At 36.0% G+C, this 12,636-nt stretch carries 12 protein-coding genes and 1 pseudogene; 7 read left to right on the top strand and 6 right to left on the bottom strand.

The window, feature by feature from the left end:
• Window positions 1-20: 20 nt before the first annotated feature.
• The 4 genes from KNQ97_RS13110 to KNQ97_RS13095 all read left to right on the top strand — a co-directional run bounded on the left by KNQ97_RS13110 (window position 21) and on the right by KNQ97_RS13095 (window position 4,505).
• Window positions 21-740, top strand: a complete 720-nt coding sequence (locus KNQ97_RS13110) for a FadR/GntR family transcriptional regulator (protein WP_253612327.1) — start codon at window positions 21-23, stop codon at window positions 738-740.
• 65 nt (window positions 741-805) lie between these two features.
• Window positions 806-1,513 carry a cache domain-containing protein gene (locus tag KNQ97_RS13105; protein ID WP_000191922.1) on the top strand — a complete coding sequence of 236 codons (708 nt, stop codon included), beginning with the start codon at window positions 806-808 and terminating at the stop codon, window positions 1,511-1,513.
• A 195-nt stretch (window positions 1,514-1,708) separates the two neighbouring features.
• Complete coding sequence (locus KNQ97_RS13100; protein WP_253612326.1) at window positions 1,709-3,040, top strand: APC family permease; 1,332 nt, start codon at window positions 1,709-1,711, stop codon at window positions 3,038-3,040.
• 19 nt (window positions 3,041-3,059) lie between these two features.
• Window positions 3,060-4,505, top strand: a complete 1,446-nt coding sequence (locus KNQ97_RS13095) for an FAD-binding oxidoreductase (protein WP_000691959.1) — start codon at window positions 3,060-3,062, stop codon at window positions 4,503-4,505.
• 94 nt (window positions 4,506-4,599) lie between these two features.
• Here KNQ97_RS13095 and KNQ97_RS13090 read toward each other — a convergent pair whose 3' ends face one another.
• Window positions 4,600-5,112, bottom strand: a complete 513-nt coding sequence (locus tag KNQ97_RS13090) for a hypothetical protein (protein WP_253612325.1) — start codon at window positions 5,110-5,112, stop codon at window positions 4,600-4,602.
• Window positions 5,113-5,453: 341 nt separating this feature from the next.
• Between KNQ97_RS13090 and KNQ97_RS13085 the strand changes: the two genes are divergently transcribed.
• The gene (locus KNQ97_RS13085; protein WP_074031673.1) at window positions 5,454-6,812 is read left to right on the top strand and encodes an amino acid permease; all 1,359 of its coding nucleotides are present in this window, start codon (window positions 5,454-5,456) and stop codon (window positions 6,810-6,812) included.
• 383 nt (window positions 6,813-7,195) lie between these two features.
• Entirely contained in the window at window positions 7,196-7,555 is a 360-nt protein-coding gene (locus KNQ97_RS13080) for a hypothetical protein (RefSeq protein ID WP_000416092.1), read from the top strand.
• A 143-nt stretch (window positions 7,556-7,698) separates the two neighbouring features.
• Here KNQ97_RS13080 and KNQ97_RS13075 read toward each other — a convergent pair whose 3' ends face one another.
• The 3 genes from KNQ97_RS13075 to KNQ97_RS13065 are packed head-to-tail and all read right to left on the bottom strand — an operon-like array spanning window position 7,699 to window position 9,430.
• Window positions 7,699-8,376 carry a GNA1162 family protein gene (locus KNQ97_RS13075; protein ID WP_000592254.1) on the bottom strand — a complete coding sequence of 226 codons (678 nt, stop codon included), beginning with the start codon at window positions 8,374-8,376 and terminating at the stop codon, window positions 7,699-7,701.
• Complete coding sequence (locus KNQ97_RS13070) at window positions 8,373-8,741, bottom strand: DUF4810 domain-containing protein (RefSeq protein WP_002059262.1); 369 nt, start codon at window positions 8,739-8,741, stop codon at window positions 8,373-8,375. The genes KNQ97_RS13075 and KNQ97_RS13070 overlap by 4 nt, the downstream gene beginning before the upstream one ends.
• A gap of 17 nt (window positions 8,742-8,758) precedes the next feature.
• A complete protein-coding gene (locus KNQ97_RS13065) occupies window positions 8,759-9,430 on the bottom strand; it encodes a CsgG/HfaB family protein (protein ID WP_000721904.1) in 672 nt (223 codons plus the stop codon).
• 299 nt (window positions 9,431-9,729) lie between these two features.
• Between KNQ97_RS13065 and KNQ97_RS13060 the strand changes: the two genes are divergently transcribed.
• Window positions 9,730-10,200: a hypothetical protein gene (locus KNQ97_RS13060; RefSeq protein WP_163048376.1), complete on the top strand. Its 471-nt coding sequence runs from the start codon at window positions 9,730-9,732 to the stop codon at window positions 10,198-10,200.
• 73 nt (window positions 10,201-10,273) lie between these two features.
• Here the strand turns inward: KNQ97_RS13060 and KNQ97_RS13055 are convergent.
• Window positions 10,274-11,184 (bottom strand): annotated as a pseudogene (locus tag KNQ97_RS13055) (hypothetical protein).
• 767 nt (window positions 11,185-11,951) lie between these two features.
• Window positions 11,952-12,636: acetyl-CoA C-acyltransferase (locus tag KNQ97_RS13050; RefSeq protein WP_253612324.1), on the bottom strand; the 685-nt coding region annotated here is incomplete at its 5' end.

Here is a 12,636-nt window from a genome sequence, read left to right as displayed (position 1 = left end):
TAGCTTTTAGAGAATTCGCCATGTCAGCATATACGATAATTTTTGCACCTATTGCTCAAGCAACTCGTTCGGAACAAGTTGTAGAACGCTTGGAAAATGCAATTATCTCTGGTTTGCTCAAAAGCAATGAACAACTTCCTAATGAAGCAGACTTAGCACGCTTAATGGGAGTTTCGCCAATTACTGTTCGTGAAGCATTAAATACTTTACGCGTAAAGGGTTTAATTGATACACGTCGCGGAAGAAATGGTGGAAGTTTTGTTTGTGAGCTACCTTCGGATTTACTTTTAAATCAACATCCTTTGCGCCAAGCTTCAAATGAGTATCTTGCCGATTTAGGTGAGTTTCATAGTGCAATTTTAAGTCATAGTGCCTATCTGGCCGCTCAAAGAACAACTGAATACGAACTTAACAAAATCAAAGAGTTGATTGATCAATTTGAACAAGCTGTTGAAGCAGATACACGTGCACAGCTTGATTTACGTTGTTTACTCACACTCACCTCATTTGCCCAATCTTCGAGACTGGCAAATCAGGAACTCACGATTCAGGCTGAATGGGCTCCGCTCATTGCCGTGCTTTATCAAGATGATGATTTTCACCGTGAAGTTGTAAAACAATATCACCATCTTTTGTCGTCTTTTATTGACAACAATGAAAATGAAGCTGTTATTCAAGCCAGAAACATAGTTTCAATGCTCACTGACCAAATGCTTCGATATAAGTTATCGAGTGAATAAAAATAAGAAATAAGATGGCTTATTAATACACAAGTTAGGAATATGGAATTTTAGGAGTTATAGGAATGACCCAACATTTAGATGTAGAAGAGCTTCAAAATTTGTTAAAGACGGTGGTTGACGAAACAACCTCTATTACGGAAACACTCGCAAGTAAAGCAAGTAAAATTCTGTCAAAACACGCTTCTGAAAAAAATGCAGATATTAAGCTTTCAACTTCAGAACGCGCTGCTTTGCAGAAAGAAATTAAAAAAGCACTCTCTCAGAGCCATTATAGTCAAGGTACGGGTTTTGCAAGTTATAGTCCGGCAACTCAAGATGAGCAAGACTATTGGACGCTAGAATGGTGGTATAAAAAAGAAGATCAATTACAACAAGCAAAACTTGAAAACTACCAAAATGCGCAGCGCTTTTTAGATTTCCGCTCATTTGAGTGGTTCCATAAACCTGCACAAAATAAAAGTCCATGCATACATGGTCCTTATGTGGATTATATTTGCAATGGTGCCTATACCATTACCATTGCTCACCCTGTCATGATTCATGACCATTTTATCGGTGTCATTGCGACCGATATTTTAGTTTCGGCCCTTGAAAAACTACTTATGCCAAAACTCAAAAACATTAAGCAAAAGGCGGTCATTATGAATGATTCATCTCGAGTCATTACTTCAAATGACATTAGCATCAGAACCGGGACATTATTTAAAGATAAAACTGATCAACAGTTTTTCTCGCAACCCTGTCAGTCTTTCCAGTTGGTTGTCATCTAAAAAGCAAAGAATATTGGCCTTTTATTCCCGCTTTAGTGTACCACCAAGGTGATATAGCACTTTAAGTCCCTAGCTATTGTTCAAACTTTCTTCAAACAGACTTGTTTATTCAGGTCTAGGAGAAGTTTTGGCCTAAAAATAGCATCGCCTTTCTGGATGAAAAGCAAAAACAACGAAATTTGAGGTTGAAAAGACATGGAAAATAAAGCGTCTTCCTTAAAAAAATTATCGCTATGGCAAGTGACAATTATTGGTATTGCCTATATGACCCCCATGACGGTTTTTGATACTTTCGGTATTGTTTCCGGAATTACCAACGGGCATGTCCCTCTCGCATATTTACTTGCTTTAGGTGCTATGTTGCTTACCGCTTGGAGCTACGCAAGGTTTAGTCAAAATTCGGAAAAATCAGGCTCAGCCTATAGTTATACTGCCGAAAGCTTAGGACCCAAAAGTGGTTTTTTTGTCGGCTGGTGCTCTCTACTCGACTATCTGTTATTACCACTCATCAATGTGTTACTGGCTGCAATTTATCTCACCGCACTAATTCCAAGTTTGCCTTATTGGTTTTGGGTGCTGGTATCGGCGGGCCTTGTGACTTTAGTCAACTGTTTCCGTATTCAGTTACTTGCCAACTTAAGCCTCGTGTTTGTGTTCGCACCCATTATCCTCATGGTCATTTTTGTATATTTAGTGGTCCGGGGTATTGGCTCTACTCAAGGTTACGAACATGTACTTACCTTGGCTCCGCTATGGCATGGTCAACAATCACTGTTACCACTTGTTGCTGGGGCCTCAGTTCTATGCTTTTCATTCTTAGGTTTTGATGCGGTCACCACCCTTTCAAATGAAACCAAACAACCCACCAAAAATATTCCCCGTGCAGTCATGTTAACCACACTTGCTGGCGGAGCTATTTTCTTCACAGCCGCTTGGTTTATTCAGCTTTATTTTCCAAATAATGTCCGTTTTCACCATCCTTCAGAAGCGTTACCAGAAATTGTGCTTTATGTCGGTGGTGCTTTGTTTCAGTCCATCTTCTTATGCGGACAAATTATGAACACTGTCGCCTCTGGCCTTGCCTCACATGCCAGTGCTTCGCGTTTACTGTATATAATGGGTACCGACAATATTTTCCCTAAAAAGTATTTTGGAACCATCCATAGCTCTTTAGGCACACCCTTTTTCTCGGTTTTATTTGTCGGGCTTATTTCAATGTCGGCTATTTTCTTAGATTTAGCTCAAGTTGTCAGTCTGATCAGTTTTGGTGCGCTTGTTGCGTTTACAGCCGTAAACTTCTCAGTTTTTATGAAATTTTATATTAAAGATAAACAACGCTCAGGTTTTAAAAATAAATTTCTAAACCTATTTTTACCGCTGTTATCGGTCATCAGCATTATTTGTTTATGGCTCAATCTCGACTCGTCTTCACTGACTTTTGGGTGCTTCTGGTTGGCTTTAGGCATTCTCCTATTCATTTATAAAACGATTAAAAAACAAAGTATTGCAATTAGTAATGCTTATTAATTTTTTAAGGAACTTCGTCATGAAAATTATTTCTAAACCTCAACTTTTAAAAGATGTGGAATACAAACCAAGTCAGTCTTTACAAGTGGGTAAAGAATGGAGCTGGTTAAATCCAAAACACGCGAAATTTGACGCAACCACGATTAACGGCACTTCGGTAGATAACCCAGCAAACTACTATGAAAGTTCCCTCTCGAATTGGCATACATTTGACAGTTTAAATGCTGACATCGAGTGTGATGTGGTGGTTATTGGTGGTGGCTTATTAGGTTCATCAACTGCCTTACATTTAGCTGAACAAGGTGTAGATACGGTTTTATTAGAAAAAAATCGTATTGGTAGTGCAGCTTCAGGTCGAAATGGTGGACAACTCACCCCAGGTTTAGCACGTTGGGAAGCTCAAGAAATGGCCGATCGACTCAGCTACGAAGATGCCAAAAAGCTATGGCATTTTACCTCTACTGAAGCGATGCAACTGATTGATGATATCTCTGAAAAATACCAACTCAACTTTGACCGTAAATACGGCCATATCACTGCCGCCGTTCATGAGGGACATTTGGTTGGCTTAACACAAGGTGCCGATGCCCGAAAATACTTAGGTGAAGACCATACCCGTATTGTGGGTAAACATGAACTCATGGACTTTATTAAGTCAGACTACTATACAGGCGGTTTAATTGATGAGTTAGGTGGACAAATCCATCCGTTGGCTCTAAACCGCGGCTTAATTTATGGTTTTTGCCAAAACGGCGGTACTGTTTATGAACAAACAGAAGTTATTTCAATAGAAGAAAAAGAAGATGGTATTTATGTTCACACAGCAAATGCAGTCGTGAAAGCTAAAAAATCTGTAGTTCTGGCAGTACACCATGCCTCGTTTAAACTTTTATCTGAACAGAACAATACCACTATTCCATTTTATACCTATGTCGCGACCACCGCCCCTTTAGAGCTTGATACCAAAGAGCTTCTGCCATTTGGACATCCGGTTTATGACACTCAGTTCCAGATTGATTACTACCGCCCTGTCTTTAATAACCGTTTACTGTTTGGTGGACAAGGTACAGGAACATGTTGGGGACCAGAGAAAACTCTAAATTATCTAGAGCATCGAATTCATACCGTATTCCCGCAAATTAAAAATCTAGAGATGGATTTCGTCTGGAGTGGAACTACCGATTTAACTGTTAATGGTGCAGTCGATAGCCGTAAATTTGGCAACAAGTTCCCGATTTATGCAGTTCACGGCTGGAGCGGTCATGGCGTAGCGCAGACAGTACGTATTGGTAAAGCCATTGCAAATGACTTTATTGGGCAATCGAATGACTTTGAAATGTTATCTAAAATTGACCATCAAAATATTATTTTTGGCCGTACGCTTGCCCCTGTCGTTATTCCACTCGCTAAAAGTATGTATGGCATCGGAGCAATGATTAACCCAGGCAAAATGGTTTCTTTCTAATTTATAAAAACGTCATTTTCTAAAAAAGGATTCGTACAGTTGTGAATCCTTTTTTAGATATTAATTAGACTTAGTTAAATAGGAATAGGTCTATTTATGTTTCAACTTGTTTATCAATATGATTCATTAAGACTTCTATAAGCTCATCTTGCTTACCGTCAGCTACTGGAATTAAGTATACTTTTTTGTCATTAGCAATACCTATACAATTAAAGTATTCCTTTTTAAAACTATTCCAATGCCCAATACGATATTGATCAGTAATAATATTAAAATTATTAAATTTAACAGTTTTTATTCCACAAATTTTCAATATCAAAAAATCTTTTTTAAAATAAAATCTAAAGATAGTATAACGATAATACTTAAAAAATTTTCCAAATAAATAAACTAGTCCACATATACCAATAGTGACAGGATACAAATAATACAATGATATATTAACACCAAATAAATCTGTTACCCATTTATTAGATTCAAAAAGAGCTGTCCCCAATATAAACATACAAAATAGGAGAAATATAATTCCCAGAATCTCTCCTTTTATTAGTTTCGTACAATCAGGATTTATAAGGCATTCATATTTATATAGTTCTTTACACTGCATTGTCTACTACCTTTATTCCCTTATTCAGCTTTATTCTTTTACGAATATAAATTTCTCTTGTTAATACTGTTAGAAATACAATATCCCACCAAAATTCATAGATAAAAGTATATCCAGTTTTAACAATCATCTTTACAGCTTTACTAGCTTAAAAGACTTACATAGAACTTTGTCATTTCACTCATCAACTTCTATTTTATTTGTATATCAAATAATTGTCTTCAATCATTTCAAATATTTGTAGTTTTCTATACTTGCAATTCATCACTGTTTTTCTGATTAGGCTAATGATGCACAATCCATTACAATAACGCCGGCTTCTTTATTCAGCGCATAGTATTTTGAGTAATTCATCTTCCCAACTAAAACGTGGACTTAAAAATCGTCACATCCAGTTAATCGCTATGGGTGGTGCTGTGGGCACAGGACTATTTTTAGGCTCGGCACAAGTCATTCAGTCTGCTGGTCCTTCAATCATTTTGGGTTATGCCATTGTCGGTTTGGTTGCATTTTTAATTATGCGCCAAATGGGTGAAATGATTGTCGAAGAACCTGTAGTCGGTTCTTTTAGTTACTTTGCACAAAAATACTGGGGAAGATTTCCCGGTTTTTTATCGGGCTGGAATTATTGGGTAGTGTACATTTTGGTTGCCATGACCGAGCTTACCGCCGTGGCTAAATATGTACATTATTGGTGGCCTCATATCCCTGCTTGGGTTTCAGTTTTATTTTTCTTTGTGCTGGTCACCTGCTTGAACTTAGGCAATGTTAAATTTTATGGCGAATCTGAATTTTGGTTAGCCATTATCAAGGTTGCTGCGGTCATTTCAATGATTGTATTTGGCTTATATTTACTGCTTACCGCGGGTAGTGACTCTATAGCTAGCTTTTCAAACCTATGGCAGCATGGCGGATTTTTCCCTCATGGATTCTCGGGCCTGTTTTATATGCTCGCTTTTTTAATGTTTGCCTTTGGTGGTATTGAACTCATTGGAATGACGGCAGCTGAAGCTGAAAATCCTGAAAAAAGTATTCCACAAGCCATTAACCAAGTCATTTTTCGAATTTTGGTATTTTATGTGGCTTCGCTGGCAATTATTATGTCGCTTATTCCATGGAATCAACTGGACCTCGGCGGTTTAGATAAGAGTCCATTTGTCATGATTTTTAGCCAACTGGGCATTGGTTGGGCAGCACATTTACTTAACTTTATTATTTTGACTGCTGCACTTTCTGTTTATAACAGTGGGATGTATGCCAATAGCCGTATGTTGTACGGGCTAGCAGTTCAAGGCAACGCACCTAAAGTTTTTGCAAAAGTAAGCAAACAAGGTGTACCTACATCCGCGGTTATCTTTTCTTCTATTCTAATTTTTGGGTGTGTATTACTTAACTATTTCATACCAGAAGAAGCTTTAAGCTATCTTATGTACATGGCTGTAGCAGCTTTGGTTTTAAACTGGGCAATTATTAGTTTTACCCATTTAAAATTTAAACGTTCGATGAAGCTTGAAAATAAAGTTGCCAAATTTCCTGCCCTATTTTCACCTTTGAGTAACTATATCGTTTTGACTTTTATTGGCATGATTTTATATATCATGTGGACTCAAGGCTTTGAAAAGTCGGTAATTCTTATTCCAATCTGGATCGCCTTTATGTTTGGGCTATATACAATTTTGAGTTGGAAAAAATCACTCTAATCTTCAAATAAGGCTTATTCAAACAGGATAAGCCTTTATTATTTTGGGGTTTACAAACAATTTGCCTTCAGAACAAACCAATTATGCCATATGCCTATTTCTAATTTAATTCACAATAATTAATTCTGAGATATTTTATGTATTCTTTATTCATTTTAAAACAAGCAATTAAATCATACTCAACAGATCATGATTAAAATACAAGTGTTTACATGATCTATAATTATTTGTGCTTATGTTCAGCTAAAATCGAGGCTGACAAAGTATATTGTTGCGATGCCTTTCTAGGAAAAAGACACTTCATCTAACACAGTGTTCTTTACCCACATATAGATTTCGCATTATTCACTGCGTCGCTCAATGATGAAAGACAGGAAAATTTTATGGAAAAAACACTGCAATGTCCGAAATGTGGTTCTACAGAAATTGAAACACGTGATCATGACAAATTACTTAAAACCACTGGCGGTGTTTTATTAACAGCTGCAGGCACTACGGCAGGTACTGTAGGCGGCGCCGCAACTGGTGCTACTGTAGGGGCAGCGATTGGTACTGTTGCCGGACCATTAGGTGTAATTGTTGGTGGAACTGTAGGAACTTTTGTCGGTGCAATTAGTGCAGGCATTACTGGCGGTGTGGTAGGTAATATTTTTGGTAAAAAAGCAGGCGTAATGATTGATAAAAATATATTTCAGGACTATCGCTGCTTGAAATGTAAATACCGTTTTAAACAGAAGAAATAATATGATTTCAATTGAATTAAGCAGATAAAATCAGTTTCTTAACTGTCTATTCTGCTTAGTTCAAAGTTTTTATAGAAGTGCTCCACATAGCAAATATATGAAGCAACTTATTTAAGAAATTAAGAAACTAGCTTGAGTTTAATTTACTTAGCTACGCCATCTTGTTGAAATTTAGGTGAACGTGGTCCGTATAATAACCCCATACCTGGATTATAATTAGTCGGGGTAAACAGTTGAGTATTGACCATACTTGCTAATGGATAAGCTCTATCATTAAAGCTGCCAGCAATCTGTTCAACTAAAGCCCCAACGACCATCCCTATTAAACCCGCATTACCATCACTACTCGCTTGAACAAGTTTTTTCTCACCTGTCCAAATCACATCTCCCGTTTTCAAATCAACAAGTTTTGCATCTGCACTTACTGTAGCAACACTTTGAATGACTTGATATTTAGAGCCATATTCTTTAATTCGAATATAGAGAGCAGCATCTGCGCCAAAAATTTCTTGTAATTTCTGAGGTGAAATAGACTGAGCATCGTTGCCATTAGTAACGCCATTCTCTTTAAACATGTTGTCTACAACAGAGATTGGAAAAACATAATAGCCAGCTTCTGCTACAGGTGCCACCACAGTAGGCCAATAACTATAGGTCGCTTTTACATCAGGTGAATCATTGACTGGTGGCAATACCAAAATTGACTTTGGCATATGGGCTTTATAGGCCGTAATATCTTTATTAGGTGGTGCAGTAACTGCACATCCTGTAAATGCAAGGCTAGAAATGACCAAGCTGGCAATGAGAAGTTTCTTAATCATGATTTTGCATTCCCACCATTCGTATTCATTTTTTGCAATAAGCGATCCATTAAAACGGTAGATTCTGGATATACTTGACGTTCAAGTTGGAAATACTCGATTGCTTTTTGAGAATTATTTTCTTGTAAATACAATAATCCTAAATGAGCAAATAACCCCGGTGGTACAGCTAGGCCCTTACCTTTGGTTTTTTCAATCTCTGCTTCTAATTTTGTGATCTGCGTATTTGGCGTTGCTTTTTCAGGTGCGTTATACATCAAATAGGTTTGATGAGTATAAGTTCCCCAATTGTATAAAGGTTGAGGACCAGCGGCACAACCCACCAAACTCATCGCAAGAAAACTGCTAAAAAGAATTTTTTTCATCTAACACATATCCAAAATTATTGAATTGACCAACGGTTATTTTGAATATCTGTCACAAGATTATTTACTGCTTCACGAACAGCTAAGTCGAGTACTTTACCATTTAACGTAGAATCGTAAGAAGCTGTAGTACCAAAGCCTAAAACTTCTCGTGCACCTAATGCATATTCACCAGCACCTTGTACCGAATGCACGACTTCTGATGTTTTTACATCAACAATATTTAAATTAACTTTGGCATAAGCAACTTGTTGTTTACCGCGTCCTAAAATACCAAATAACTGTTGATCGCCTACTTCTTTACGACCAAATTCAGAGACATCACCAGTAATAACGTAGCGAGCACCTTTAATAGATTGAGCAGTATTGCTATAACCTACTTCTTGTTTAATTTCTGATAGATTGTCACGGTTTAAAACTGAAAAATAGCCAGTTTGCTGTAAATGTGTTTCAAGAATAGTTTTCGCCTGCCCACCTAAACGATCGACATTATCAGAGAAAACACCCCTCATATAACTAGAGCGATTATCAAACTTACCAATAGAAATAGGAGTTTTTACTCCGGTATATTTTGTTGTAGCAGTAGCAGCAGTGACTTGTGGACTTTGTATCGTTCTTGAAGTTTCAGTAGTTGAACAAGCAATTAAACTGAAAGAACACGCCATAGTAATGATTAATATTTTTTTCATGTTTACTCTATAAAGATAAATAAATACAAAGAATACATATTATATACAAAAAGACTATCCAATAAGCGAATAAATTAGGACTCTGATAAAAAATTTACTTAATTCGTTTAAATAATTTTTAAAGAAGCAAAAAATTTATTCTATAGATAGTTAATTATATGAAACCTATTATTAGTAAATTAATTATGGTTTGCCGTGGTATAGAAAAACCTATCTATAATATAAAAATCAGTCATTTACTTTACGCTATTCATAAGATATGAAAGAATTGTGGCCTCATATAACTTTTGAAATTTAAAATGAAAAAATTATTACTTTTAAGCTTAGTTAGCATTTTCAGCTCATATAGTTTTGCAGAGGAAAATAGCTCGATTTATCGGGGACTTGGTACTGGTCCTGAAGATTTTTTAAAGTTTCAAATTCTTAAACAAAAAGGTTTCCTAGCCAAAAAACCTAATATTTCAAGAGCAGACTATAACGATATATACAAACTCAAAAAACCTTATGAATTTATGGGACAAAACGTTGTACTTATTTCAGATGAATATATGTCTGAATATGTGGGCTGTTGTGTGAGTGAAGGTTGGGGAGCTGTATTTAAGCAAACCACCAATTTAAAATTAATTGAAAAATTTGCAAAAAAGAATCAATGTAATATCGCTCCGATAGAAACCGATAGCACTTACTATGGGTTTAAAATTAGTTCTCTGCCAAAAGGTAATTATTATGAATTATCATGCCGCGAACGTGATTTAGATGAGTCTCAATAGATAGGAATTAAATTCTGAAAATAAGAGCCAAACAAGTTGTTTGGCTTAAAGAATCCAATAGGTAGAGGCTACCTTAAAGAGGAATAGCTTTTGATGCGACTTTTACCAAAGTACCTCCACCAGGAACAACTGTACTCGCCAATTCTGCTGAAAGCTCTACTAAATTTTCTTTAGTAAAAGCTTGATCAAAAGTATTTCTGAACCAATTTCCTTGTTCAATAACCTCGCCGGTAAGTCCATCAACTTCAATAACACCAATTTTATCTGCATTAGACCAAATATATTCAAACGCATAAACGGGGCGAAAATAAAGGTAAAGTTGAGTTATTTCTTCTGAATCTTCAATGATATTAGTTGCATGAACTTTTTGATTTTGTAGTTCTGACCTAACTATACTAGTAACTGAATCAAGAGAAAGTAATGGTTGAAGTACATTCTCAACTTCGACTTTCTCTACTTCGGTAAGTTCAAATTTTCTAATATATTCTGCTAAATGAGATGATTTAAGTTCACGCTGCAAGCCATCAAAATAATTTGAAAACTCTATTTTCCGGCTACACACTTCCTTCATTTGTAATTCTATTTTGCCTTTATCTTGTTGGCGTGTAACAGGATAATTTTTTTGTTCAGGATCTGTATAAACCTGAATCTGCTTCGCATGAGGATTATGTACAGGAATAGAATAAGTAACAACACAATCATAGTTTAAATTGCGTTCACTTGAAACAAACCAAAACGGTTCATAACGTAGAATATGATTTTTTAAATTTACAGTTTCTTCAGTAGGACGTTTTAGAAAATTAAATTTTGCCAACATTCCAAAAGCGTTGACCTTTTTCTTTTCAGCTTGTTGCTTAGCGGACTCAAACTCAAATATCTTTTTGAAAACAAAAATTTTATGGTTTTCGGCCTTTACTTCTAATTTTGACATAATGATATTAATGCTATTAAATAAACTTTTAAATTATAATTATTAAATCTCATAAAATAAACCTTTAAGTTTGTATATTTTATTTACTCCTATAATTAAATAAATTTATACCAAACTCTGTTTTATTCGAAAATAAAAATATATTATACGACATATAAGAATACTAAATTTTTCCTTTGCCCTCATTCAATTGCAAAGCCAGTTACTAATTTATTTTTTAATTTTCAACTAAATTCCACCTCCAATTTAGTTAAAAATTATTAAAAAATTCAAACACCTCATACATATAAATTAAATATAATCAATATATTCAACTTATATCTTGAAGAAAAAGACAACATTTAGATCTAACTTAGGTTTAATGAGCAAATTTAAAAAAATACTCCAACATCGTATCTCTTTCACTCAAAAAGCTGTTTGTATTTAAAAACCCAAAAATTAAAACCATCTAACAGGTTTTCCGAATATTCGTTACAAAAAAATATATACTTTGCAGAAAATAATATAGCTTTAATCAAAAATTAATAAACATTTTCTCATACTGAAGATAGAATGGGTTTAAACGAACCACTTCCATTTTCTATAAGAATAAAGTGGTAAACTTTGCAACAAGTTATGTAGTTCCTAATTGCTTTCAACATCAAAATACTCATGTTTGTATATTGCTCCATTATTCTCTATAAGTGGGAGCACTTCCTGACTTTTGAATTTCTTTGAAATAAGCACTCTCCTCTGCTTGAATATCTTCAATTTTCTGATCAGTTAAAGGAGTAGATATAGTTAAATATTTTCGTACGTAAATAGCATTAATTCTTTCCTTTTAAATAACACGTTCAATAATCAAAGCAATGCCTTGGCCCACACCAATACACATTGAACACAAGGCATAACGGCCACCTGTTTGTTCAAGCTGGTTTAAGGCTGTCGTTACAAGACGTGCACCTGACGCCCCAAGCGGATGACCTAAAGCAATGGCACCACCGTTTGGATTTACTTTGTCAGAGTTGTCTGGTAAGCCTAAGTCACGGGTCACTGTCAAAGCCTGTGCAGCAAAGGCTTCATTGAGCTCAATCACATCCATCTGATCTAAAGTCAGGTTGGCTTGTTTAAGTAATTTTTTAATGGCTGGTGCCGGAGCAAAACCCATAATGCGTGGTTCTACACCTACGGCTGTTGAAGCAATGATCTTGGCACGTGGTTTTAGGTTATAAGCCTGAACTGCCTCATCAGAAGCAATCAGCAGAGCCGCTGCACCATCGTTGATGCCTGAAGCATTACCTGCAGTGACTGTACCATCTGCTTTGACAACTGGTTTAAGTTTGCTTAAACCTTCAAGTGTGGTCGATGCACGTGGATGTTCATCGGTATCAATCACCACAGCATCACCTTTACGCTGAGGGATTTCAACTGCCACGATTTCTTTAGAAAAAAAGCCTTTGGCTTGCGCGCTTGCGGTGCGTTGTTGGCTCACCAAGGCAAACTGGTCCTGATCTGCACGATTGACG

Origin of the sequence: Acinetobacter sp. UC24323 (assembly GCF_024151445.1) — a bacterium.
In the GTDB taxonomy this organism is placed as follows: Bacteria; Pseudomonadota; Gammaproteobacteria; order Pseudomonadales; family Moraxellaceae; genus Acinetobacter; species Acinetobacter baumannii.
The sequence above is the reverse complement of the archived record's forward strand: the minus strand, read 5'-3'. Positions and strand labels throughout refer to the sequence as shown.